The following is a 23,403-nucleotide window of genomic DNA, read 5'->3' on the forward strand; positions in this document are numbered from 1 at the left end:
GCGAAAGACACAAACGCAAAATATTTGCTTTATGAGCCTGCTAAGCTCAAACTCCGCTAACGCAAAATTTTAGCATTAATGGATTCCTCGATGTCACCGCCCGCGTCTGCGCCCAAGACCAATGTCTATCCGTCTCCTCGTCTCGGTTCACTGGTTTACTACGCGATTTTGATGGTGACGTTTCTTGCGGCCTCCAGCGCACCCACGCCGCTGTATCAGCTCTACCAGACGACCTGGCATTTCTCGACCACCTGGTTGACGCTGGTGTTCGCCAGTTACGTGTTCGCGCTGCTGCTGGCGTTGCTGACCACCGGCTCGCTGTCCGACTACATCGGCCGGCGGCCGGTCGTCGCCATGGCGATCGTGGGCGAGCTCCTGTCGCTGGTGCTGTTCCTGGTTGCCGACGGGCTGGCATGGGTGCTGGCGGCCCGGATCCTGCAAGGCATGGCCACCGGGATCGTGACCAGCGCGCTGGCAGCGGCGATGCTCGACAGCGACCATACTCGCGGCCCGGTACTGGCAAGCATCGCGCCGTTATCGGGCATGGGAATCGGGGCGCTGTTCGCCGGCGTGCTGGTGGCTTACGCACCGGCGCCGATGCGTCTGGTCTATCTGATATTGATGGTGTTGCTCGTCGTGATGGGGCTATGGCTCACGCGGATTCCGGAGAGCGTGACACCGCGGCCCGGTGCGCTGGCGGCGTTGCGTCCGCGCGCGCATATTCCACCGGCAGTGCGCGGCCCGCTGTTTCGTGTCATCCCGGCGGTGGTTTCCTCCTGGGCGCTGGGCGGCTTTTCGCTGTCGCTGGGGCCGACGCTGGTGGAGAGAATCAGCGGCGTTCACAATCCGCTGGTCGGTTGCCTGATTACCTTCCTGCTGCCTTTCATCGGCGGTATCAGCGTGCTGACGCTTCGCGCCAGGCCGCCAAGGCTGGCCGTATTGCTCGGCACCGCCTGCCTGATCGTCGGCATGCTGGGGCTGCTGCTGGGTGTCCATCAGCAGTCGGTCGCGATCCTGCTGGCGGGTACGGCGATCGCTGGTATCGGCTTCGGCGCCGCGTTCATGGGCGCCATGCGCGTCGTCATGCCCCTGGCGCCACCCACCGAGCGTTCGGCGTTGATGGCGGCGTTCTACGTGATCTGCTATCTCTCCGCGAGCACGCTGGCGTTGTGCGGCGGTATCGCGACCCAGCATCTGGGGCTGATCCCCACCACCTACGTCTACGGCAGCCTGGTGGCCCTGCTCTCTCTCGCCGCCTTCGTCGGCACGTTGACGCAGCGCCAGCCCGAGTCCCGGCCCCGGGCTTGCAGCCGCACCCCCGCCTAACCGGCATCTGCAAATCTCTTCCGCTGGCGTTGCGGCACACGACGAAAATCATCGATCAGTCGCCGTGCCGTGACATTTCGTCGCCCCGGATGCGCCGCATAATCGCGACGAATCCTCTTCTTCAGCGCCAATATCCTGCCAAAATCGTCGAAAATACCGCTCTCTCCCTCTCCCTCCAGGCGGTCGAAGCCGCCGGTCTCGCCAGACTCGTTGCAAGTCTTCACGGGCAATGCCGATAATTCGTCAGGTAACCAGCGTGTAACGATCGTGCCGGCAGGCTACGCATGGCCTGGCAGGCTTTCCACTCCTTGGGATGTTATCGCATGAAACGACTCGACGACCTGACGGTTAAAACCAGTTGGCTACTGGTGATATTGGCTTTTACCTTCCTGGTGCTCAGCGTTGCCGGGCTTGCCGCCTATGCGGCCAACGCTGGCCGCACGGTGTCGACGGGCTGGTTGAACCTCGCCATCGGCACCGCCGTCGTGTTCACGCTGGTTCTGGTCGCGATCATTCTCTGGGGCGTAGCCGTCAACGTCATTCGACCGCTGAAACGTCTGGTCGAGCATTTCGAGCGCTTGGCCGAGGGCGATCTTTCCGGCGAGATCGAAAGCCGGGGCAACAACGAGATCGGCCGCCTGTTCGCCGCACTGGAGCGCACCCAGGCGCATCTACTGCACACCGTCGGCAATACCCGGGATGCCAGCGACAACGTTCATCAGGGAGCCATAGAAATCGCCCAGGGCAATACCGACCTGTCGGCGCGCACCGAACAGCAGGCGGCGGCGCTGGAAGAGACCGCGGCAAGCATGGAGCAGCTGACCTCGACGGTACGCCAGAATACCGATAACGCCCGCCAGGCCAGTCAGTTGGCCGACGATGCCTCGGCCGTCGCTCGCGAGGGCGGCGATGTGGTGGGCAAGGTGGTCACCACCATGCATGACATCAGCGACCAGTCGCGCCAGGTGGTGGAAATCCTCGATACGATCGACTCGATTGCATTCCAGACCAATATTCTGGCGCTCAACGCCTCGGTGGAAGCCGCCCGGGCCGGAGCGCAGGGGCGCGGCTTCGCCGTCGTGGCCCATGAAGTCCAGACGCTGGCGACCCGCTCCGCCGATGCGGCGAAGAAGATTCGCGAACTGATCCAGCGTTCAGCGGAGCGCGTCGAGGATGGCGCCCGGCTGGTGGACAAGGCGGGGGCGACGATGAAGGAGATCGTCACGGCCATTGGCAATGTCGACGCCATCATGCATGAAATCGCCACGGCTTCGGAGGAGCAGAGCCATGGCATCGACCAGGTGAACCAGGCGATCACGCAGATGGACCAGGTCACGCAACAGAATGCGGCGCTGGTACAGCAGGCAGCCGACAATGCCCGCGCGCTGGAGCGGGAGTCGGAGGCGTTGCAGGCCGCCGTGGCGGTCTTCCGGCTCAGCGCCAGCGAAAGCGCCAGCAAAGGCGCCGCCATTCCGGCGATGCCGCAGCCGACACGACCCCAGCCCGGCAACCAATCCGGCAACCAACCCCTGCCGGCCAGCGCGCGTCAGGAAGAAGACGAGTGGGAGACGTTCTAGCCTCCGCCTTTCCCGCCCAGATTCAGGAAGCGTCTGCCGCCTGGCGCTCCAGCGTACGGCAGAGATCGCCATCGAGATCGAGCGCCGCCGCCAACTGATCGAGCCAGGCCCGCTCCATCGGGTTCTGCTCGTCGATGATCGCCACGCTGGCCAGATAGACTTCCCGCGCAGCCTGCGGCGAATCGGTATCGCGGGCGATCGCCTCGGCGTCCAGCGGCGCGGACATCTGCTGCTCGACCCAGGCATGCAGCTCGGCGTCCGCGCCCAGCGCGTCGATCTGCTCGGCCAGTGCGGCCCGCTCGGCGGCGTCGATATGACCATCGGCCCGCGCGGCGGCGATCATCGCACGCAGGATGACCAGGCTGCGGCTCTCCTGCCGATCGCCGGAGAGCTGCTCCAGCGGCCGATCGGCTTCGCCAGCGGAGGAAGCCGCATCGGATTTATTCTGATGCGCCTGCCAGGCTTTCCAGGCCAACGCCCCCAGTCCGGCCAGCGCACCGTACTTGATCGCCTTGCCGCCCATGCTGCGACCCCGCTTGCTGCCAACCAGCATGCCCAGCGCACCGCCACCCAGCAGCGACTTGGCATCGAAACCGCCACCGCTCGACGACGTTTTCCGGCTGCTGCCAGCCTGTTTCATGATCTGCGAAAGAATTTTCTGCGCGTTCATCGATCCTCCATTACCCCGTTGCCTGAATGTTCCGCACTGCTATAGACCGTCTCGCACTGCTATAGACCGTCTCGGGGCGAGGAGGTTTAACGCTTGGCGTCGATTCGCTCAATCGATCAGTGCCGGGCGCCGGGGATCGGCGTGAAACGCGAAGGCATCAAAGATGTCCCGCACGATGACTCGAGGCTCGGAGAGCGGCGGCAGTTCATCGGGAGAAAAGTAGGCCGCATCGTGCACTTCATGACCGGGGTCGAGCGGCTTGGTATCGAGCCGCTCGCAGAGGAAGAACAGCTTGTAGAAATCGAGCACGTCCGCCGGGTAGGCGTGCTTGGCCTTGTGGCGAACGGCATAGAGCCGCCTGGCCTCGACCCTGACACCGGCTTCTTCCCACACTTCCTTGACCGTGTTTTCGACCGCCGACAGCCCGATCTCGGCATAGCCGCCGGGCATCGTCCAGCCTCCGTCCATCTTCTCCTTGACCAGCAGGATCCTGCCGTCGTCGATGATCGCCGCGCGCACGTCGATCTTGGGCGTGACGTGCCCTTCGCCGGCACCCAGCGCCAGATTCACGCGGCCGATGGGGATATCGCCCAGCACCGCCATCATCGACGTCGAAATCTCGGCGACCTCTTCATAGCGCTCGCGGTCGAACTTGTCGCGGCAATAGTGCAGCCCGGTGTCGGCGAGTGCCGAGAGCCGTTTGGCCCAGGCGAGCCATTGATCTTCCATGAGGCGGTTTCCGATTCAGGGGTAGGTAACGTTCACCTGAAGACTAACAACTGCGGCCGACAACGTCAGGCAGTGGCGGCATCAGGCACGAAAAAGCCCTTCCGGAGAAGGGCTCGTGTGGTGCGCGTCGATACAGTGTGATCGACGCAAGAGGCATTCGACCGTATCAGCCGGCCGTGGGCGCTTCGCCTTCCGGCTGCGGACCGTGGCGAGGCCCCTTGTGCATGCCGCGAGGCGGTTTCGTCAGCGCTTCGAAGGCGGCGAGCTGCTCGTCGTCGAGCACCTCGGAGAGTGCGCTGTGACGTTGCTCCAGCAGCTGCTTGAACTGCGCGCCTCGTGAATCCTTCATCGTTATCGTTTCGTCCGACTTGCCATCGGGACGCTTCAGCTGATGCAGCCCGTCGAAGAAGGTGCGCTCGGCATTCAGCACGGCGGCACTCTGCTCCTGGCTCAGGTTCCAGGTGGCGAACAACGGCGCGTAGCGATCCTCCAACCCGGCCGTCATCCGCTCGGGGTCCATCTTCGGGCCACTGCGATGGTGCATCATCGGCGGGCGCGGACGCTCCAGCATCTGGTAGGCGTGCAACTGCTCGTCGGTCAGTACGTCGGCCAGTTGCTCGCGCTGCTGCTCGAGCAGCGACTCCATCGCGGCGCGACGTTGTTCGGGCGCTGCCTTGTCGTCACTGTCATGACGCAATTGCTGGAGGCCGGTACGGAAATCGCTGTCGGCCTGCGCCAGGCTGGCCAGTTGGTCTTTATCGAGATTCCAGCTGGCGACCACGGCATCCTTGAGCGGATCGGCGTGCGGCTTGTACTCACCATGGGCAACTGGCGGTCGGGGTTGTTCGGTCTGCGCGGCCTGAGCGAGCGGTGACAGGATGGAGGCAGCAACGGCCAGCGCCAACAGGTTCTTTTTCGAAAAATTCATGACTTCACGCTCCTGGTTGCGCACCGAGACGCGGTGCAGGAACACTATCGCGTTGTTTCTTGCAGACAGTGTGCAGCGAACAAGGAAGCCTGAATCACGAAATCGTCAAAAGATGGGTAACGGAACCGCCTGCGCAGAACGCCACAGACAGCGGAACCCTGAACGTCAATCGCCCGCGCTCGGGTCGGCGCGAAAGGGCATCCTGCCCAACGCGCCTCTTGCGTCATCCTGACGCAAGATCCGGCACGGGTGACCGTCGTCCAGCACCATCTGGCAGGCGTCATTAGAGTGGCAAAACCAACCTGATCGACCTCGCCAGCATTTTCGGTTCGTCCAGGTGTCTCAGAACGCCCAGTCTTCGTCCTCGGTACTGACGGTCTTGCCGATCACGTAGGAGGAGCCGGAGCCGGAGAAGAAGTCGTGGTTCTCGTCGGAACCGGGCGAGAGCGCGGCGAGGATCGCCGGGCTGACGTCGGTGACGCTGGCCGGAAACAGCGCTTCGAAGCCCAGATTCATCAACGCCTTGTTGGCGTTGTAGTGCAGGAACTTCTTGACGTCTTCGGTCAGGCCGACATCGTCGTAGAGCGCTTCGGTGTACTTGACCTCGTTGTCGTAGAGCTCGTGGAGCAGCTCGTAGGCGTAGATCTTGATCTCTTCCTGACGCTCTGCCGGCAGCTGAGCAAGCTGACGCTGGAACTTGTAGCCGATGTAGTAGCCGTGGATCGCTTCGTCACGAATGATCAGGCGGATCAGGTCGGCAGTGTTGGTCAGCTTGGCGCGGCTGGACCAGTACATCGGCAGGTAGAAGCCGGAGTAGAACAGGAACGATTCCAGGAACACGCTGGCGATCTTGCGCATCAGCGGGTCCTCGGCGCGGTAACGCTCGAGAATCAGTTCCGCCTTCTTCTGCAGGAACGGGTTCTCCTCGCTCCAGCGGTAGGCGTCGTCGACATCGCGAGTCGCGCACAGCGTCGAGAAGATCGAGCTGTAGGAGCGGGCGTGAACGGATTCCATGAAGCTGATGTTGGTAAACACCGCCTCTTCGTGCGGCGTGACCGCATCTTCGATCAGTGTCGGCGCGCCCACCGTACCCTGGATCGTGTCGAGCAGGGTCAGGCCGGTGAAGACGCGAATGGTCAGCTGCTGTTCGTGCTCGGTCAGCGTGTTCCAGGCCGGGATGTCGTTGGAAAGCGGGATCTTCTCCGGCAGCCAGAAGTTGCCGGTGAGCCGGTTCCAGACTTCCAGATCCTTGTCGTCCTGAAGACGGTTCCAGTTGATCGCGTCGACCCGGCTCAGACGGCGGGCGGCGGCGGTAGCGGGCATATCCATGGGAGTGTTCTCGTTCGGTTGGCGCCGGGGCGGGTGATGCCTCATGAGACATCGGGCCCCGGCGCGTTCACGCAAAGTCGGTCGTTATCGAGAGACAGGCGTCACAAGGTGCAGGAAACGCAACCTTCCACCTCGGTGCCTTCCAGCGCGGCCTGCCGCAGACGAATGTAATAGATCGTCTTGATGCCCTTGCGCCAGGCGTAGATCTGCGCCTTGTTGACGTCGCGAGTCGTCGCCGTGTCGCGGAAGAACAGCGTCAGCGACAGCCCCTGGTCGACGTGCTGGGTCGCCTCGGCGTAGGTGTCGATGATCTTCTCGGGGCCGAGTTCGTAGGCGTCCTGGTAGTACTCCTGGTTCTCGTCGGTCAGGTATGGCGCCGGGTAGTAGACGCGCCCCAGCTTGCCTTCCTTGCGGATCTCGACCTTGGCCGTCACCGGGTGGATGCTCGAGGTGGAGTTGTTGATATACGAGATCGAACCGGTCGGCGGGATCGCCTGCAGGTTACGGTTGAACAGGCCGTGAGCCATGACCGAGGCCTTCAGCTCGCGCCAGTCGTCCTGGGTCGGGATCTCGATGCCGCTCTTCTCGAACAGGCCGCGCACTTTCTCGGTCTTCGGCTCCCACGCCTTTTCGGTGTACTTGTCGAAGTACTCGCCGCTGGCATAGGTCGACTTTTCGAAGCCGGCGAAGCGCTGGTTGCGCTCGATGGCGATGCGGTTGGACGCCCGGATGGCATGGAACGCGATGGTATAGAAGTAGATGTTGGTGAAATCCAACCCTTCCTCGCTACCGTAGAGAATGTGCTCACGCGCCAGATAGCCGTGCAGGTTCATCTGCCCCAGGCCGATGGCGTGGGACTTGGCGTTGCCTTCGGCGATCGACGGTACCGAGGTGATGTTGCTCATCTCGGAGACCGCGGTCAGACCGCGAATGGCCGCCTCCACCGTGGTGCCGAAGTCCGGCGAGTCCATGGTCTTGGCAATGTTGAGCGAGCCCAGGTTGCAGGAGATGTCCTCGCCGATGTGACGATAGCCGAGGTCGTCGTCGTATTCGGTGGGCGTGTTGACCTGCAGGATCTCCGAGCAGAGATTCGACATGTTGATCCGGCCATGGATCGGGTTGGCACGATTGACCGTGTCCTCGAACATCAGGTACGGATAGCCGGATTCGAACTGCAGCTCGGCGATGGTCTGGAACAGCTCGCGGGCGTTGATCTTCTTCTTGCGAATGCGCCCGTCGGCGACCATCTCTTCGTACTTCTCGGTCACGCTGATGTCGCCGAACGGCACGCCGTAGATGCGCTCCACGTCGTAGGGCGAGAACAGATACATGTCCTCGTTGCGCTTGGCCAGCTCGAAGGTGATGTCCGGCATCACGATGCCCAGCGACAGCGTCTTGATACGGATCTTCTCGTCGGCGTTTTCGCGCTTGGTATCGAGGAACCGCAGGATGTCCGGATGGTGGGCGTTGAGATAGACCGCGCCCGCGCCCTGCCTCGCTCCCAGCTGATTGGCGTAGGAGAAGGCGTCTTCCAGCATCTTCATGATCGGGATGATGCCAGAGGACTGGTTCTCGATGCGCTTGATCGGAGCACCGGATTCGCGCACGTTGGAGAGCGAGAACGCCACGCCACCGCCGCGCTTGGAGAGCTGCAGCGCCGAGTTGATGGAGCGCCCGATGGACTCCATGTTGTCTTCGATGCGCAGCAGGAAGCACGACACCAGCTCACCGCGCTGACGCTTGCCGCAGTTGAGGAAGGTCGGCGTCGCCGGCTGGAAACGGCCGTGGATGATCTCGTCGACCAGCTGTCTGGCCAGCACCTCGTCGCCTCGCGCCAGGCTCAGCGCGACCATGCAGACACGATCCTCGAAGCGCTCGAGGTAGCGCTTGCCATCGAAGGTCTTGAGCGTGTAGCTGGTGTAGTACTTGAACGCCCCCAGGAAACTCTGGAAGCGAAACTTCGCCGCGTAGGCCTGATCGAACAGCGCCGAGACGAAGCTGAAGTCGTACTGATCGAGCACCTGCTGCTCGTAGTAGCCCTCTTCCACCAGGTAATCGAGCTTTTCCTTCAGCGAGTGGAAGAACACCGTATTCTGGTTCACGTGCTGCAGGAAATATTGACGCGCCGCTTCGCGATCCTTGTCGAGTTGTAGACGGCCATTGGCGTCGTACAGGTTCAACATGGCGTTGAGCGCGTGATAGTCGAGCGTCTTGGCGTTGTGTTCAGCGCCGGCAGCAGGGCGTGCTGACGTCTCTGACTCTAGGCTGAGCGTTTCCAAAATTCGTTCACCCCTGAAAGGACTCGGTGGACATCGTCTACGGTGCCCATCAGTTCAAAACGGTAGAGAAGCGGTACCTGACATTTCTCCGCGACGACCCGTCCGGCCAGCCCGAAGGAGGCACCGAAGTTGGTGTTGCCGCCAGCGATGACGCCGCGAATCAGGGACCGGTTATGTTCGTCATTCAAAAAGCGAATGACCGGTGACGGCACCGCAGAACGCGGGTCGCCATCACCGTAGGTCGGTACAACGAGAATATAGGGTGTTTCAACCCGCAGCGGTGGGTCGCTCCGGTTCAATGGAATCCGGCTGGCCGGCAAACCCAGCTTTTCGACGAAGCGACGCGTATTGCCTGATTTGGTCGAAAAGTAGACCAGCCCGGCCATGACGAGTCTCCTGCGCCCTGCGCGGTTCTCGGCAGCGCGATTCGAATGCCGCGCCAGCCGGAAAGATTCGAGTCAAAAAATTCGAAATCGTCGGATCAGGCAACCAGCGTGCTGATCTTGTCCGGGCGGAACCCGGCCCAGTGATCTTCACCCGCGACCACGACCGGCACCTGGCGATAGCCCAGGTTCTGGACGCGCTGCATCGCATCGGCGTCTTGCGTCAGGTCGACCACGGTATAGTCGATTCCTTGCTTGTCCAGAGCGCGATAGGTGGCGTTGCACTGGACGCAGGCAGGTTTGCTATAGATCGTGATGCTCATGATAACCATCCTTGACTGGGAAAGACGCCATCGAGATCGATGGTGCTGGCTTGGGGGCGACGTGGGAATCACGCGTTTTTGCGCGTGTCCGCCGCTTCTGCAAAATACTATATATGGTAGCCGCGTCTTTTTCCAAGCATAGATGTGCTGTTTTTCTGTTAATTTCCTGTAGACAACTTTTCACCCTCGCGGAGCCCGCATGGTAGCCCGCTTTCCGTCATGTCAAGGATAAAAACGCCCCACCCCGTAACCGGAAACGCGCCGGTGGCTTGTGCCAAACCGGCGCGTCGAAACACACTATGTGGTAGCAGGAAAGGAGTGATCCGGTATCGACAGCAGAGCCCAGATCACCCCTTCTTGATCGCGTGTCCGCCAAATTCGCTACGCATGGCAGACAACAGCTTGTCGCCATAGGAATCCTGCTCGCGGGAGCGCAGGCGCTCGAGCAGCGACAGGGTAATCACCGGTGCGCTGACGTCAAGCTCGATGGCTTCCGCCACGGTCCAGCGTCCTTCGCCGGAGTCCGACACGAAGGGCGCGATGCCCTCCAGCGACGGATTCTTCTCCAGCGCGTTGGCAGTCAGATCCAGCAGCCAGGAGCGCACTACGCTGCCATGACGCCAGATCTCGGCGACCTGATGCAGATCGAGATCGAAATCCTTGCGCTCCATGATCGCGAAACCTTCGGCATAGGCCTGCATCATGCCGTACTCGATACCGTTGTGGACCATCTTGGTAAAGTGGCCCGAGCCGCTGGGACCGACATGGCCCCAGCCCTTGTCGGCGGCCGGCGCCAGACGCTCGAACAGCGGCCTGAGCGATTCGACGATCGGCGTCTCGCCGCCGACCATCATGCTGTAGCCCTCCTGCAGGCCCCAGACACCGCCGCTGGTACCGACATCGACATAATGAAGGTGGCGCTCGCGCAGTGTCTCGGCCCGGCGCACCGTGTCCTTGTACATCGAGTTGCCGCCGTCGATGACGATGTCGTCCTTCGACAGCAGCGGTTCGAGCTCGCCGATGAGCGTATCGACCAGAGGGCCGGCCGGCACCATCAGCCACACGATTCTGGGCGACGGCAGGGCGTCGATCGCCGCCGCCAGCGAGTCCGACGGCTCGATCCCTTTCTCCGCCGCCTTCGCCATCGCTTCCGCGCTGGGGTCGTGCCCCACCACTCGGTGCCCGCCGCGCACCAGGCGCTCCGCCATGTTGGCGCCCATGCGCCCGAGTCCCACCATTGCAAGATCCATACGAACTCCTCCTGAGTCGAGAAAGGCGTCGTTGGCCGAGATGCTCCTCGCGCTCGGCGCCTACGGTTGGCGTGTGAGGCTAGCCGATCGAGCGTGTCAGATGACTCGCGATCAGGCGTCTGGCCGGCCAGGCCGCTTCACCGGCGCGCAGTACCGCCTTGCGCAGCCATCTGGCCGGGGTGCGGTCATCGGTGTAGAGGCCGACGATCGCCAGCGTGGCGGCGAACAGCGGCGCCGTCGCCAGACGCTGCTCGCGCTGATAGCGTGCCAGCAGCGTTGGCGAGGCGATATCCTGCCCTCGCGTTCGCGCCTCGCCGATCAGGTCTGCCAGTCGCGACAGCCCCTGCAGCCCGAGATTGAATCCATGTGCGGTTACCGGATGCATGCCCACGGCGGCATCGCCGATCAGCGCCTGGCGGTGCCCGACGAAGCGTTCGGCATAGACACTGACCAGCGGATAGCGATGAGGCGCCGCGACCCGGCGCATGGCGCCCAGCCGGCCACCGAAGCGCCGCGTGATATCGGCGTTGAAGTCCTCGTCGCTCAATGACAGCTGCTTCTCCATCTCTGCCGGTGACAGCGTCAGCACCAGCGACGAGCAGTGCGTATCCACCGGCAACAGCGCCAGCGTCTGGCCGTAGCCGAACCACTCCCAGGCCGTCTGGTCGTGCGGTTCTTCATGCTGCATCCGGCAGACCAGCATATGCTGACCGTGCTGGTAGGTATAGGCGGGGATGCCCATGGCACGGCGGGTGGTGGAAAAGCGGCTGTCCGCCGCCACCAGCAGCGAGGCCTGCAGCCGCTCGCCGCCGGCGAGAGTGATATCGACCTCGTCGTCCCGGGCCTCGAACCGCTCGATCTGCCGTTCATCCCGCCACAGGATCTCTCCCGCGCCCGCCGAGCCGGCCGGCAACGCCGCATAGGCGGCACGTCGAATCACCTGGTTGGGCACCAAGCAGCCGAGGGGCTCGTTGCGAGAAGCGCCAGGCGCAATTTCCATCGCGAACAGCGACTGACCATCGAAGACCTTGGCGGCACGCATCCGGGCGCGTTCGTCCGGCTCGACTCGCGACCATACGCCGAGCTTGTCGAGAATCTGTTGGGAAGCCCGGGGCAGCGCGATCTCCCGCCCGTCGCTGGCCGGCTCCACCATCGCCGACCGCGGCTGACGATCGATCAGCACCGAACTCACGCCATGACGCGACAGCGCATTGGCAAAACACAGGCCGATCGGCCCTGCACCGACAATGGCGACGTCGACCTGCGTCACAGGGGTTGAATCATCCATTCGTGCCGCTCCCTAGCGTCAATGGGGCGTAACGGTAACGGAAAAAGGTGCCACGGCGAAGCCTCACCCGTCGCATCCCGGGTCAACGCCGCCATCATCCCGCCGGTTCGGCATCGGATGGCCCATATTGCCTCTACCGGCGTTCGAACTGGCAGTGTTCACGCCAGCGGTGTTCGAGCCGATGCGATTCCAAGGCCGACAGGCGCGTTCACTGCTTTTCGCTGTGAACCTTGACGTGGCCCAGCTTGTCCTTGAAAACCTTCTCCTCGAACTCGACCTCCAGATGCTTTTCGCCCTTGGCTCGGAGGCGGTGGTACTCCAGACCGCTGAAGCTCAGTTCCAGCTGGTCATCGTACTCTTCGAGCAGTTTCCTGAATTCGCCAACGGTAATGATCATGACCTCTCCTTTTTTCGAGGGAACGGTTCGAGGAAACGTCCGAGGGAACGTCGAACGCCTCCCGATACCCCAAGACTAGACCATGAGGCCGGGCGGCGTTTCGCCATCGTGTCATTCGGTCACAGAATGACCGTTGCTACCCATCCCCGAACCACCGACCATGGTCACCCTAGCGCAGGATGGCGCTAGCGCGGCGCCTCATCGCCCTGTCGTCACCATTCGCGGATCGCTTCATCGAACCCTCGCTTGCAGGGTGTCTTTTCCGCCAGGAGTGTTAACTCATGAATCTTCGTTTCCTTTCCGCCGCCTTGATGGCCGCTTCCGTCGTCGCCTCCCCGATGGCCGCGGCCGTGAGCTTCGATAGCGTCAAGAAGAGCGCCGGCGAAATGCTGTCCGGCCAGTCCTCTCAGGACACCGAGTCCGCCGGTGGCGCCTCGCTGCTCGGCGCGCTGAGTTCCGGCTCCCTGAACCTGGGCAGCATGCAGAACGTGGCCGGCGTGCTCGGCTATTGCCAGGAACAGGGCTATACCGAAAGCACCACCGACAAGGTCAAGAACCGCCTGCTCGAGCAGATCGGCGGCCAGAGCCAGGCCGAGGAGAGCGACGGCTACCAAAAGGGGCTGGGCGGGCTGCTCGATAGCGGCAACGGCCAGACCTTCAGCCTGACCAACCTCAAGGATCAGGTCGGCGAGCGCGCCTGCGGCATGATTGCCGACAAGGCCATGTCCTCCTTCCTCGGCGGCTGATGCCCGCCGGCGCATCGTACGCTGCTGCAATCCGGCGCCACGGCCCTGGCGTCATGGAAGAACGCCACGGCATGCGCCAGACTGGACGCATGCCGATACTGCCCTCGTTTCGATTCCCGACCGTCGCCGCCCGTTCCCGCGGGCGGCGTTTCGCCGTTTTCCTGTTGCTGGCGACGCTGGCGTCGCCGGCCCTGGCCGCCCCGCTGCCCGAGGCCGCTCGCGACAGCATCGCCGAGCAGGCGGGCACTCTGCCGCGCAGTCACTCCCTGCTGGTCGCCGTCGATGGCGACACCGTGATCGACGAAGGCTTTCGCGGCCACGAAACGGACGAGACGGCCAACATCAAGTCGCTTTCCAAGACGCTGATCTCGGCGCTGGTCGGCGCGGCCATCGACCGCGGCGTGATCGAGAGCGTCGATCAGCCGGTGGTCGAACTGCTGGGCGACCGGGTTCCTACGGATATCGACCCACGAGTGAGCGATATCACCGTCGGCAACCTGCTCTCGATGCAGGCGGGGCTCGAACGCACCTCCGGCGGCAACTATGGCGCCTGGGTGGCGAGTTCGAACTGGGTCGCCGATGCGCTGGAACGCCCCTTCGTCGCCGAACCCGGCGGACGCATGCTCTACTCTACCGGTAACAGCCACCTGCTCTCGGCGGCGCTCACCGAAGCGACCGGCCGCAGCACCCTGGCACTGGCACGCGACTGGCTGGGCGATCCGCTGGGCATCTCGATTCCTCCCTGGACACGGGACCCGCAGGGCATCTATTTCGGCGGCAACGAGATGGGCCTGACACCGCAGGCGCTACTGCGCTTCGGCGAGATGATCCGCCAGCATGGTACCCCCGACGACCGCACGGTACTCTCGACCGACTGGATCGAACGCTCCTGGCAGCCGCGCACCCGCTCGTTCTTCAACGGCGACGACTACGGCTATGGCTGGTTCATCACCCGCATCGCCGGCCAGCCCGTCTACTATGGCTGGGGCTACGGCGGCCAGTTGCTCTACGTGATGCCGTCTCGCGCCATGACCGTGGTGATGACTTCGGATCCGACGCCGCCTTCCAGCGGCAGCGACTATCTGGACGACGTCGAAGCGCTGGTTGCCGAGTTGATCGAGGCGACCAATCCTCCCAATCAGGAAACCTCCACGTGAAACATCCCCACCGAGAACGCGACAACTGGACGCTGACCACACCCGCCGCACGATCGACACGCGGCGCGGTGGCCTCGCAACACCGCATGGCGGCGCAGGCGGGTGCGGCGCAACTGGACGTCGGCGGCAACGCCGTCGATGCCATCGTCGCCACCGCCTATGCGCTCAATGCCGTCGAGCCATGGATGTGCGGTCTCGGCGGCGCCGGCTTCATGGTGATCTGGCTGGCGAAGGAGCAGCGCGCCGTGGCGCTAGATTTCCAGGGCGTGCTCGCCGGCGATACGCGACTCGAGGACTATCCGGTCGATCCGGCCCTGCCGGCGACGCCGATGGGTTTTCCTGGGGTGGTCGACAACGCCAATATCGAAGGCTACCGCTCGATCACCGTCCCCGGTGCCGTGGCCGGGCTCGAGCATGCGCTCGCCCGTTTCGGCTCGAAGCCGCGCGCCGAGGTCATGGCCCCGGCGATCCAGTTGGCCGAACGGGGCCTGCACGTCGACTGGTTCACCAGCCTGCAGATCGGCGTCTGCGCCAGAACGCTGGCCCGGGATCCGGTATCACGTTCGATCTATCTGCCCGGCGGGCATCCGGCGACGCCGGAGAGCCGGCTGCGCATTCCGCAACTGGCCGACACCCTGCGCGAGATCGCCGAGAGCGGCGCCGACACCTTCTATCGCGGCGCCCTGGCCGAGAAGATCGTTGGCGATCTGCAAGCGGGCGGCTCGCGCATCTCGCGGGAGGATCTTGCCGCCTACGAGGTGTTCGAATACGAGCCAATGGCCGCCGCGCATCGCGGCTACACGCTCTATACGCCGGGCGAGGTTTCCGGCGGCCTGCGCCAGCGCGAGATGCTGGCGTACGCGCTGGAGGCGATGCCGACCCCGCCGGAAACGCCGACACCGGAGACCTGGCTCGCCTACGCCGAGGCGCTGGAACACTGCTGGAAGCGGCACAAGATTCGCAACGGCGTGCTGTCGCCCACGGATGGCGGTTTCGGTGGCATCGATATCGAGAATGGCGCCTGTACCTCGTCGATGTCCTCAGTGGACGCCGAAGGCAACATGGTGGCGCTCACCTATACCTTGCTCAACCGCTTCGGCTCCGGCGTCACGCTGCCCTCCACCGGCATGCTGATGAACGACAGCGTCAGCTACTTCGACCCGCGCCCCGGCTATCCCACGACGATGGAAGGCGGCAAGCGCATCAACTCCTCGAACATGTGCCCGACGGTAGCGGTGAAGGGCGGCGAGGCACGTTTCTCGGTGGGCGCCTCCGGCGGCAACCTGATCATGCCGGCAGTGACCCAGGTTGCCGCGCTGATGATGGACTTCGACATGAGTCTGGAAGATGCCGTGCATCATCCGCGCCTGGACGCCAGCTATCGCGGTTCGATCCGTGTCGACCCGCGCTTCGATCCCGAGACGCTGGCGAAGCTGGGCGAGCGCTTCGAGCTGGAGATCGCCCAGCAACTGGTATTTCCCAAGCTCTACGCCTGCGTGTCGGCCGTGTCGCGAGCTTCCGAAAACGGCGAGTGCATCGGCATCAACGACCCGACCCAGCCGATCGGCGGCGGTGCCGCACCGGCGCCGTTTCAGATTGAACCGCTCGACGACGAGCCGGTCGTGCGCCCCTGATTCACTACCAGGATTCCGAGATGTCTATCGTTGTATCAATACCGGGTGTGGATAAAACGAACTGGTGGATCGAGCAGCTTCAGGCCCTGCTCCCGCGCTGGACGATCCGCCCCATTCACGACCCGGGTGATGTCGAGAAAGTCACCTATGCCGTGGTTTGGAAGCCGGCAACCGGCGCTTTCCTGCCCTTCCCCAATCTCAAGGCGATCGTGTCGCTGGGCGCCGGCATCGACCACGTGCTGGCCGATGCCGAATTGCCGCGCCAGGTGCCGATCATCCGCACCGTGGGTACGGATCTGACCCAGCGCATGCGCGAATACGTGGCGCTGCACGTGCTGCGCCACCACCGCGACATGCCGGCTATCAGCGCCAATCAGCGCGAGCGGCGCTGGGCACAGCTGGTGGTGCCGCCAGCGACGCAGCGCAGCGTGGGCGTCATGGGTCTGGGCAATCTCGGCGGCACTGCGGCGCGCACGCTGGCCTCGCTCAGCTTCGAGACGCTGGGCTGGTCGCGCACGAAGCGCGAGATTGACGGGGTCACCACCTATGCCGGTCAAGCCGAGTTCGCCGACTTCCTCGCGCGCTGCGAGATCCTGGTCTGCCTGCTGCCGTTGACCGAGGCGACGACGGGGATTCTCGACGCCGACCTTTTCGCCAGACTGCCGCGGGGTGCGAGCGTGATCAACGCCGGTCGCGGGCCTCACCTGGTCGAAGACGACCTGCTCGACGCGCTGGAAAGCGGCCAGTTGAGCCACGCCACGCTGGACGTCTTCCACGTCGAGCCGCTGCCGAGCGAACATCCCTTCTGGGCGCATCCCGCCATCACGGTCACGCCGCACATCGCCTCGCTGATCGACGCGCCGACCGGCAGTCGCATCGTCGCCGCCAATATCGAACGCTTCGAGATGACCGGGCACGTCGAGGATCTGGCCGACGCCGAACGTGGATATTGATGGCGCCATCGATCAGCGGTGGCCGGCAGTAACCTCGGCCGCACGCCAAGGCGACAACTTGCTAAACTGGCGCCACAGATGAGCGGGATATCGACCAACCTTTCACGCGCATGCTAAGGGGACATATGGCTAGCAAAAAGGACAACACCACGAGTCGTCACAACATCAAATCGTGGCTGACCGATATGGATGGCGTGCTGGTGCACGAGAACAAGGCCATCCCCGGCGCGGCGGACCTGATCAACCAATGGCGGGAGCGGGAGATTCCGTTCCTGGTGCTGACCAACAATTCGATCTTCACGCCGCGGGATCTCAGCGCGCGCCTGCGGCACAGCGGCCTCGAAGTCCCGGAGGAGAAGATCTGGACCTCGGCGCTGGCCACGGCAGCGTTCCTGCGCGACCAGGCACCGGGCGGCTCGGCCTTCGTCGTCGGCGAGGCCGGGTTGACCACGGCGATCCATGAAGCCGGCTTCATCATGACCGATGCCAAGCCGGACTACGTGGTGATCGGCGAAACCCGCTCCTACTCGTTCGAGGCGATCACCAAGGCGATCCGCCTGATCAATCAGGGTGCGCGCTTCATCTGCACCAATCCGGACGCCACCGGGCCCAGCCAGGAAGGCGTGCTGCCGGCCACCGGGGCGGTCGCCGCGCTGATCACCGAAGCGACGGGGCGCAAGCCGTATATCGTCGGCAAGCCCAATCCGATGATGTTCCGTTCGGCGCTCAACAAGCTGGGCGTGCACTCCGATGGCACCGGCATGATCGGCGACCGCATGGATACCGATATCGTCGCCGGTATCGAGGCAGGCATGCACACGGTGCTGGTGCTGAGCGGCATCGCCGACAAGGCCGATATCGAGCGCTATCCGTTCCGGCCCAAGGAGATCCTGTCGTCGGTGGCGGAGCTGGTGGACAAGTAACGCTAGCTGTCTAGTCGAGGCGGCGTTTCCCGCGCCGCCTCGGCTCAAGCCTCCGACAGCAGACGCTCACCCAGCAGTCGGCCATTCTCCAGGCAGTCCCCCACCGCGATACCGCCGCGCCAGTTGCCCGCCAGATGCAAGCCGGGATGCGCCCGCAGCGCATCGTCCAAGGCCTCGATTCGGGCCAGATGGCCGACCTCGTACTGCGGAATCGCCTGCGGCCAGCGCGTCACCTTCTGCCATACCGGTTCGCCGCGAATGCCCAGCAGATCGCGCAGCTCATCGAGCACCCGCGCGACCTGCGTGTCGTCGTCGCCGTCCGCCGCCGACGGATCCTGCCGCCCGCCGATGAACACATTGAGCAGCTTGTGTCCGGCCGGTGCGCGGTTAGGGAACAGCGTCGACGAGAATAGCGCGCCCAGCGTGCGCCGCTTTTCGGCGCGTGGGATCAGCACGCCGAAGCCGTCCAGCGGATGGGCGATGTCCTGCTCGCGAAAGCCCAGCGCGATGGCGTTGACCGGCGGATAGACGATGCGCTGGAGCGGCTCCGCCAACGCCGGGTCCAGCGGCTGCAGGAGGCGGGCCGCGACCGGTGCGGGCACCGCCAGCATCAGCGACCTGGCTCGCCACTCCCCGCCGTGATCATCCGTGACGATCCACTGCTCGCCGTCGCGACGGATGCTCTGCACGGGGCAATCGGTGTGGATGGCGGCCGTCGGCTGGGCCGTGATGCGCTCCGCCAACCTATCGGCCAGATGCTGCAGCCCCTGCGGGAAGCTCACCAGCTTGCCGCACCATTCGGCGGGAACGCCCGCGGGGTCGCGACGCGACTGCCGCAGGCGCGTCACCCCACCGATGATCAGCGAGCGATGCTCCTGCTCGATGGCGGCCAGACGCGGCATGGCGGCCTGAACGGACAGCCTGCGCGGATCGCCCGCATAGACGCCGGAAACGAAGGGATCGACCATGCGCGCGAGAATCCGTGGACCGAGCCGCCGCTCGACGAAGGCGGCCAGGGTTTCCTCCTGCGCGCTCGAACGGCCGATGAACGGCTCGCGAGCCAGCCGTGCCCAGCCACGCCAGCCGATGAGCGGGCTGGTCAGGGCGTCGAGCGGTTTCATCGGCAGCGCCACCGGCTCGCCGTTCATCACGACATAACGCTTGTTGGCAACGGCATTGGCGGGTTGCGCCTCGTCGAGCAGATCGAGCTCGTCCAGCAGCGCGTAGAGCGGTGGCTTCATGATGACGGTGTTGGGCCCGTGTTCGATCTGCCACTCGCCGTCGCGCTCGGTGCGAAGGTTACCGCCGACCTGGGAGTTGCTCTCCAGCAGGGTGACACGCCGGCCACGGCTGGCCAGCGCCCAGGCCGCCGCCAGCCCGGTAGCGCCAGCGCCGACGATCAAGGTATCGGAAAGGGCCTCGCTGGGGGAACGAGGCGTCGCGGTCGAAACGTCTGCAGCCTGACTGTCCATGATGACTCGCACGAGAAAATGTCATTGGCAGTCTACGCAGACACCACGCAACCTGCATCCGGCCGGCATGCGACGACTTGCCGCCACGCCAGCCGATCGCGCGGCTCAGCCGTGGGACGAATCGTCGGACTCGCCCGGATGGCAGCCAGGCGCCGCCGGATAGAGGCTGCAGTCCGCCTTCACCGCGGTTTCCTCGTGCGGCGTGCCGTCCGGCGCCCAGTTGTAATCGACCAGCTGCGCACGGTAGACCTGGTTGGTGACGTAGTCGTCGCTCGGCATCGACTTGCCGAAGAACGGGCTCACGTACTCCCAGACGATCTCGCCTTCCGGGGTGACCTGGAACAGGCGGCCGTTCTGGCCTTCATCGATCAGCGTATTGCCGTTGGGCAGTCGCCGCGCGCTCGAGATGAACGAGCTGTAGAAGGTATACGGCGAACCTCCCGACATGTTGCCGGTGTATTGCCAGACGATCTTGCCGCTGCTCGGGTCGACCTCGATCACGCGGGAGGACGAGAAGAACCCCTGCTTGGCAGGCGGAAAGCCGGCATTGCCCTGATTGTCGAAGATCAGCATGTTGCCCGCGCCCGGCAACCCTTCAGGGATCAGATGAACATCGTGGGAGCCCACGGTCTGGTCCACGGGGCGTCCGAGCTTGCCGTTGAGCTGTAGTGCCGGCAGGTCGGGGCCGATGCGCCAGACGATCTCGCCGCTCTGCCGGTCGACGATGAAAGTGACGTTGGCGTTGCGGGAGTTGACCAGGATATTGTCCGGCGCGAAACGCTCGTCCCCCGCGTCGTACCAGTGATTGGGCCCGACGGGCACCGCCGTGTTCAGATGCAGGAAGTCGGGATCCTCGGAATCCTTGAGCGACCGCAGGCCGGCGTCGGAAAAGCCCATCTCGTCGAGATGGTCGCCCGCCTTCCATTCCCAGACGACCCGGCCATCGTCGTCGACCTCCTCGATACCGTTTTCGATGATCGGGTAGTCGAACCCGTTGAGCTCGCGCATCTCGGCGGTCATCACCAGGTTGTTGCCGTTGGTCAGGCGACGCATGTCGTGGTGCTGATAGACCGGGTTCTGCTGGCTGCCCCACTGCCACTGCACTTCGCCGTCCCAGTCCACCTCGGCGACCGAGGCGTTGGTCAGCCCATTGCCGGGGCTGGCGTGTTCCGGGAGTTCTTTCGCCCGTGCCAGTTGCACCAGCAGGCGGCCTTTTTCGCCGTTGGTCTGGTCGGCACTCAAGGCCACCGGCGGGAAGCTTTCGTAGTCCCAGCGGTGAACCTCGTTGCCGTTCATGTCGATCAGATGGGTCTTTCCGTCGCCGCCGGGAAACAGCACGAAGCCGTTGTAGGCCCGCTCGGGATCGTAGTAGGTCGTGCCGGTGGGGAAGCTGCTGGGCAAGGCGACCGCTGCGGTTGCCGTTGCCGTCAACAGGGCACCCAGTAACATCGAAACGGATCCTGTCCGTGACATCATCGCTCGTCGCTCCTTCGTCGAGTCCCGCCATGCGCGGGTTTGGCCGACACTTCGGTGTGTCGGCGATATCAGCTTGGCCGATGATGATGATAGCAAACTATCGCTAACGGCCTTTCTCGTAGCCGGTGCGCATGGTCGATTCCACGCAGCAGTTGGGCAGAAAGCCGGCCTGCAGCGTCAGTGCTTCGATCAAGCCTCAACATAGTCGATTCGCGATCCAGTCACCGCTGGAAACCATACTTGCGACGACTCGCCCCTGGCTCGCTCAACGGTGAAATTCCCCTGCCCGCTCGGGTTGGTAAAGCAGCTCGTCCACCCGTAGCTCAACTTCGCGGCCACCCGGCAGGGGCCCCTTGGTGGTATCACCGACCCGCACCCCGAGTAGCGCGGCGCCGATCGAGGCGAACACTGACAGACCATCCTCATGCTTGGCGACCGATTGAGGATAAACCAGTGTTCTGGTCAATTGAGTACCGCGGCTGAGATCGGTGAAGCTTATCCTGCTGTTCATGCTCGTCACATCATGGGGCACGTCCTCCGGTTCGACCACGTCGCCCCGCTCGATCTCGGCATCGAGATATTCGGCCACCTCGAGATCCTTGTCATCGGCATGCTCTATCAAACGTCGCAAACGTTCGGCATCAAGCCGGTTGATGATGAGATAAGTCTCGCTCGACATATGCAAACCTCATTGCTTTCGGCGCCAGAATCAAGGCCTCGTCACGGGCAGGGCCTTGTTCCATAAAAAAGGCCCTCCGCCCGAAAGCGGAGGACCGTTACGTGTCAAATTGAGTTGAAGCTATGCCGCAAGACTCGGCTGGTCAAGTCTACAAAAGCATTGTCACCAGGGCCCGTCCCCTAGCCGTAAACACCCTGGCTGCGCAGATAGTCGTCGTAGCTGCCGCTGAAGTCGACGATACCATCCTCTTTCATTTCGATGATGCGTGTGGCCAGCGAGCCGACGAATTCCCGGTCGTGACTGACGAAGATCAACGTGCCCGGGTAGTTGTCCAGCGCCAGGTTGAGCGCCTCGATCGACTCCATGTCGAGGTGGTTGGTGGGTTCGTCCATCACCAGCACGTTGGGCTTCTGCAGGATCAGCTTGCCGAACAGCATCCGCCCCTGCTCGCCACCGGAGATCACCTTCACCGACTTGCCGATATCGTCGTTGGAGAACAGCATCCGCCCCAGCGCGCCGCGCACGGTCTGCTCGCCTTCGGTGGTCCACTGGCGCATCCAGTCGAACAGCGTCTCGCCGCCCTCGAAGTCGGCCGCGTGATCCTGGGCGAAGTAGCCCACTTCCGCCGCATCGGTCCACTTCACCTCGCCTGCATCCGGCGTCATCGTGCCGACCAGACAGTTGAGCAGCGTGGTCTTGCCGATGCCGTTGGGGCCGATGATCGCCACCCGCTCGCCGGCTTCGACCTGCAGGCCGAAACGCTCGAACAACACGTTGTCGCCCCACGCCTTGGAGAGCTTGTCCGCCGTCAGCGCGTGACGGTGGATCTTCTTGCTCTGCTCGAAGCGGATGAACGGGCTGACACGCGAGGAGGGCTTGACCTCCTCGAGCTGGATCTTGTCGATCTTGCGCTGGCGCGAGGTGGCCTGCTTGGCCTTGGACGCATTGGCCGAGAAGCGGCTGACGAACTGCTGCAGCTCGGCGATCTCGGCCTTCTTCTTGGCGTTGTCGGCGTGCAGGCGCTCGCGGGCCTGGGTCGCGGCGATCATGTACTCGTCGTAGTTGCCCGGGAACAGCCGCAGCTCGCCGTAGTCGAGATCCGCCATGTGGGTGCAGACGCTGTTCAGGAAGTGGCGATCGTGGGAGATGATGATCATCGTCGAGCTGCGCGCCCGCAGGATCTCTTCCAGCCAGCGGATGGTGTTGATATCCAGGTGGTTGGTGGGCTCGTCGAGCAGCAGCACGTCGGGGTCCGAGAACAGCGCCTGGGCCAGCAGCACACGCAGTTTCCAGCCCGGCGCCACCACGCTCATCGGCTCATAATGCTGCTCCAGCGGAATGCCCAGCCCCAGCAGCAACTCGCCGGCGCGGGATTCGGCGGTGTAGCCCTCGAGCTCGGCGAAGCGCACTTCCAGGTCGGCGACCTTCATGCCGTCCTCGTCGCTCATCTCCGCCTGGGAATAGATGCGCTCACGCTCCGCCGTGACTCCCCACAGCTCCTCGTGGCCCATGATCACGGTATCGATCACGCGCTCGTTCTCGAACGCGAACTGATCCTGGCGCAGTTTGCCCAGCCGCGTGGTGACGTCCTTCATCACCTGACCGCCGGTCGGCTCCAGGTCACCGCCCAGAATCTTCATGAAGGTGGACTTGCCGCAGCCGTTGGCGCCGATCAGGCCATAGCGATGACCACCGCCGAATTTGACGGATACGTTTTCGAACAGCGGCTTGGGGCCAAACTGCATGGTGATGTTGGCAGTAGAGAGCACAGCGGGGAATCTCGCGGGAAACGGCGTGAATGGAGCGACGACAGTATCGATACAACGACGAAAGCCGAGGCGAGCTCGACTTCCCTCTTGGACGTTCGTATTAGCTGGATTATAC

The 23,403-nt window shown here is 63.7% G+C and carries 22 protein-coding genes; 7 read left to right on the forward strand and 15 right to left on the reverse strand.

Going from position 1 to position 23,403, the window contains the following annotated elements:
- Positions 1–90: 90 nt before the first annotated feature.
- Positions 91–1,326 carry an MFS transporter gene (locus BC443_RS05905; protein WP_071230913.1) on the forward strand — a complete coding sequence of 412 codons (1,236 nt, stop codon included), beginning with the start codon at positions 91–93 and terminating at the stop codon, positions 1,324–1,326.
- On the opposite strand, the gene BC443_RS18480 is transcribed toward BC443_RS05905, so the two are convergent.
- Positions 1,323–1,556 carry a hypothetical protein gene (locus BC443_RS18480; RefSeq protein ID WP_139284246.1) on the reverse strand — a complete coding sequence of 78 codons (234 nt, stop codon included), beginning with the start codon at positions 1,554–1,556 and terminating at the stop codon, positions 1,323–1,325. The two genes, BC443_RS05905 and BC443_RS18480, sit on opposite strands and share 4 nt — an antisense overlap.
- Before the next feature lie 93 nt (positions 1,557–1,649).
- On the opposite strand from BC443_RS18480, the gene BC443_RS05910 reads away from it, so the two are divergent.
- The gene (locus tag BC443_RS05910) at positions 1,650–2,903 is read left to right on the forward strand and encodes a methyl-accepting chemotaxis protein (protein WP_071230914.1); all 1,254 of its coding nucleotides are present in this window, start codon (positions 1,650–1,652) and stop codon (positions 2,901–2,903) included.
- Positions 2,904–2,925: 22 nt separating this feature from the next.
- Here BC443_RS05910 and BC443_RS05915 read toward each other — a convergent pair whose 3' ends face one another.
- The 10 genes from BC443_RS05915 to BC443_RS05960 form a co-directional block, all read right to left on the reverse strand.
- Positions 2,926–3,573: a tellurite resistance TerB family protein gene (locus BC443_RS05915; RefSeq protein WP_071230915.1), complete on the reverse strand. Its 648-nt coding sequence runs from the start codon at positions 3,571–3,573 to the stop codon at positions 2,926–2,928.
- 108 nt (positions 3,574–3,681) lie between these two features.
- Positions 3,682–4,302 carry an NUDIX hydrolase gene (locus BC443_RS05920; RefSeq protein WP_071230916.1) on the reverse strand — a complete coding sequence of 207 codons (621 nt, stop codon included), beginning with the start codon at positions 4,300–4,302 and terminating at the stop codon, positions 3,682–3,684.
- Positions 4,303–4,468: 166 nt separating this feature from the next.
- Complete coding sequence (locus tag BC443_RS05925) at positions 4,469–5,230, reverse strand: hypothetical protein (RefSeq protein WP_071230917.1); 762 nt, start codon at positions 5,228–5,230, stop codon at positions 4,469–4,471.
- Positions 5,231–5,572: 342 nt separating this feature from the next.
- On the reverse strand, positions 5,573–6,553 hold the full coding sequence (gene nrdF, locus BC443_RS05930; RefSeq protein ID WP_071231161.1) for a class 1b ribonucleoside-diphosphate reductase subunit beta: 981 nt from the start codon (positions 6,551–6,553) through the stop codon (positions 5,573–5,575).
- Positions 6,554–6,660: 107 nt separating this feature from the next.
- A complete protein-coding gene (gene nrdE / locus BC443_RS05935; protein WP_139284247.1) occupies positions 6,661–8,838 on the reverse strand; it encodes a class 1b ribonucleoside-diphosphate reductase subunit alpha in 2,178 nt (725 codons plus the stop codon).
- On the reverse strand, positions 8,820–9,224 hold the full coding sequence (gene nrdI / locus BC443_RS05940) for a class Ib ribonucleoside-diphosphate reductase assembly flavoprotein NrdI (RefSeq protein ID WP_071230918.1): 405 nt from the start codon (positions 9,222–9,224) through the stop codon (positions 8,820–8,822). The genes nrdE and nrdI overlap by 19 nt, the downstream gene beginning before the upstream one ends.
- A gap of 95 nt (positions 9,225–9,319) precedes the next feature.
- Positions 9,320–9,544, reverse strand: a complete 225-nt coding sequence (nrdH, locus tag BC443_RS05945) for a glutaredoxin-like protein NrdH (RefSeq protein ID WP_071230919.1) — start codon at positions 9,542–9,544, stop codon at positions 9,320–9,322.
- A gap of 347 nt (positions 9,545–9,891) precedes the next feature.
- Entirely contained in the window at positions 9,892–10,794 is a 903-nt protein-coding gene (gene gnd, locus BC443_RS05950) for a phosphogluconate dehydrogenase (NAD(+)-dependent, decarboxylating) (protein WP_071230920.1), read from the reverse strand.
- A 79-nt stretch (positions 10,795–10,873) separates the two neighbouring features.
- Positions 10,874–12,082, reverse strand: coding sequence for a 5-demethoxyubiquinol-8 5-hydroxylase UbiM (ubiM, locus tag BC443_RS05955; RefSeq protein WP_210766251.1), 1,209 nt, complete (start codon positions 12,080–12,082; stop codon positions 10,874–10,876).
- Positions 12,083–12,290: 208 nt separating this feature from the next.
- On the reverse strand, positions 12,291–12,479 hold the full coding sequence (locus BC443_RS05960) for a hypothetical protein (RefSeq protein ID WP_071230921.1): 189 nt from the start codon (positions 12,477–12,479) through the stop codon (positions 12,291–12,293).
- 281 nt (positions 12,480–12,760) lie between these two features.
- Here BC443_RS05960 and BC443_RS05965 point away from each other — a divergent pair, with 281 nt between their 5' ends.
- From BC443_RS05965 to BC443_RS05985, 5 genes are all read left to right on the forward strand, one after another.
- Positions 12,761–13,225: a DUF2501 domain-containing protein gene (locus BC443_RS05965; protein ID WP_071230922.1), complete on the forward strand. Its 465-nt coding sequence runs from the start codon at positions 12,761–12,763 to the stop codon at positions 13,223–13,225.
- Positions 13,226–13,296: 71 nt separating this feature from the next.
- Positions 13,297–14,382 (forward strand): serine hydrolase, encoded by a 1,086-nt coding sequence (locus tag BC443_RS05970; RefSeq protein WP_247643231.1) that lies wholly within the window; start codon positions 13,297–13,299, stop codon positions 14,380–14,382.
- Positions 14,379–16,016, forward strand: a complete 1,638-nt coding sequence (locus BC443_RS05975; RefSeq protein WP_071230923.1) for a gamma-glutamyltransferase — start codon at positions 14,379–14,381, stop codon at positions 16,014–16,016. Before BC443_RS05970 ends, BC443_RS05975 begins: the two co-directional genes overlap by 4 nt.
- A 20-nt stretch (positions 16,017–16,036) precedes the next feature.
- Positions 16,037–16,969: a glyoxylate/hydroxypyruvate reductase A gene (locus BC443_RS05980; RefSeq protein WP_071230924.1), complete on the forward strand. Its 933-nt coding sequence runs from the start codon at positions 16,037–16,039 to the stop codon at positions 16,967–16,969.
- Between the two features lie 125 nt (positions 16,970–17,094).
- Positions 17,095–17,892, forward strand: a complete 798-nt coding sequence (locus tag BC443_RS05985; RefSeq protein ID WP_071230925.1) for an HAD-IIA family hydrolase — start codon at positions 17,095–17,097, stop codon at positions 17,890–17,892.
- Positions 17,893–17,936: 44 nt separating this feature from the next.
- Here the strand turns inward: BC443_RS05985 and hemG are convergent, their stop codons facing one another.
- The 4 genes from hemG to BC443_RS06005 form a co-directional block, all read right to left on the reverse strand.
- Positions 17,937–19,364, reverse strand: a complete 1,428-nt coding sequence (hemG, locus tag BC443_RS05990) for a protoporphyrinogen oxidase (RefSeq protein WP_071230926.1) — start codon at positions 19,362–19,364, stop codon at positions 17,937–17,939.
- 105 nt (positions 19,365–19,469) lie between these two features.
- Positions 19,470–20,813 (reverse strand): aryl-sulfate sulfotransferase, encoded by a 1,344-nt coding sequence (locus BC443_RS05995; protein WP_071230927.1) that lies wholly within the window; start codon positions 20,811–20,813, stop codon positions 19,470–19,472.
- Positions 20,814–21,105: 292 nt separating this feature from the next.
- Positions 21,106–21,519: a nucleoside diphosphate kinase regulator gene (rnk, locus tag BC443_RS06000; protein ID WP_071230928.1), complete on the reverse strand. Its 414-nt coding sequence runs from the start codon at positions 21,517–21,519 to the stop codon at positions 21,106–21,108.
- Between the two features lie 179 nt (positions 21,520–21,698).
- Entirely contained in the window at positions 21,699–23,288 is a 1,590-nt protein-coding gene (locus tag BC443_RS06005; RefSeq protein ID WP_071230929.1) for an ABC-F family ATPase, read from the reverse strand.
- Between the last annotated feature and the right edge of the window lie 115 nt (positions 23,289–23,403).

The sequence above is a fragment of the Salinicola sp. MIT1003 genome (assembly GCF_001858555.1).
In the GTDB taxonomy this organism is placed as follows: Bacteria; Pseudomonadota; Gammaproteobacteria; order Pseudomonadales; family Halomonadaceae; genus Salinicola; species Salinicola salarius.

Bases quoted from the DNA above. Each gene is read 5' to 3' on its own strand.
- gnd (WP_071230920.1), bottom strand. From the start codon at position 10,794: ATGGATCTTGCAATGGTGGGACTCGGGCGCATGGGCGCCAACATGGCG.
- BC443_RS05985 (WP_071230925.1), top strand. From the start codon at position 17,095: ATGGCTAGCAAAAAGGACAACACCACGAGTCGTCACAACATCAAATCG.
- BC443_RS05915 (WP_071230915.1), bottom strand. From the start codon at position 3,573: ATGAACGCGCAGAAAATTCTTTCGCAGATCATGAAACAGGCTGGCAGC.
- rnk (WP_071230928.1), bottom strand. From the start codon at position 21,519: ATGTCGAGCGAGACTTATCTCATCATCAACCGGCTTGATGCCGAACGT.
- BC443_RS05905 (WP_071230913.1), top strand. From the start codon at position 91: ATGTCACCGCCCGCGTCTGCGCCCAAGACCAATGTCTATCCGTCTCCT.
- BC443_RS05970 (WP_247643231.1), top strand. From the start codon at position 13,297: ATGCGCCAGACTGGACGCATGCCGATACTGCCCTCGTTTCGATTCCCG.
- nrdI (WP_071230918.1), bottom strand. From the start codon at position 9,224: ATGGCCGGGCTGGTCTACTTTTCGACCAAATCAGGCAATACGCGTCGC.
- BC443_RS05980 (WP_071230924.1), top strand. From the start codon at position 16,037: ATGTCTATCGTTGTATCAATACCGGGTGTGGATAAAACGAACTGGTGG.
- ubiM (WP_210766251.1), bottom strand. From the start codon at position 12,082: ATGGATGATTCAACCCCTGTGACGCAGGTCGACGTCGCCATTGTCGGT.
- BC443_RS05995 (WP_071230927.1), bottom strand. From the start codon at position 20,813: ATGTTACTGGGTGCCCTGTTGACGGCAACGGCAACCGCAGCGGTCGCC.
- BC443_RS05965 (WP_071230922.1), top strand. From the start codon at position 12,761: ATGAATCTTCGTTTCCTTTCCGCCGCCTTGATGGCCGCTTCCGTCGTC.
- BC443_RS05910 (WP_071230914.1), top strand. From the start codon at position 1,650: ATGAAACGACTCGACGACCTGACGGTTAAAACCAGTTGGCTACTGGTG.
- BC443_RS05960 (WP_071230921.1), bottom strand. From the start codon at position 12,479: ATGATCATTACCGTTGGCGAATTCAGGAAACTGCTCGAAGAGTACGAT.
- BC443_RS05920 (WP_071230916.1), bottom strand. From the start codon at position 4,302: ATGGAAGATCAATGGCTCGCCTGGGCCAAACGGCTCTCGGCACTCGCC.
- nrdF (WP_071231161.1), bottom strand. From the start codon at position 6,553: ATGCCCGCTACCGCCGCCGCCCGCCGTCTGAGCCGGGTCGACGCGATC.
- nrdH (WP_071230919.1), bottom strand. From the start codon at position 9,544: ATGAGCATCACGATCTATAGCAAACCTGCCTGCGTCCAGTGCAACGCC.
- BC443_RS05925 (WP_071230917.1), bottom strand. From the start codon at position 5,230: ATGAATTTTTCGAAAAAGAACCTGTTGGCGCTGGCCGTTGCTGCCTCC.
- hemG (WP_071230926.1), bottom strand. From the start codon at position 19,364: ATGGACAGTCAGGCTGCAGACGTTTCGACCGCGACGCCTCGTTCCCCC.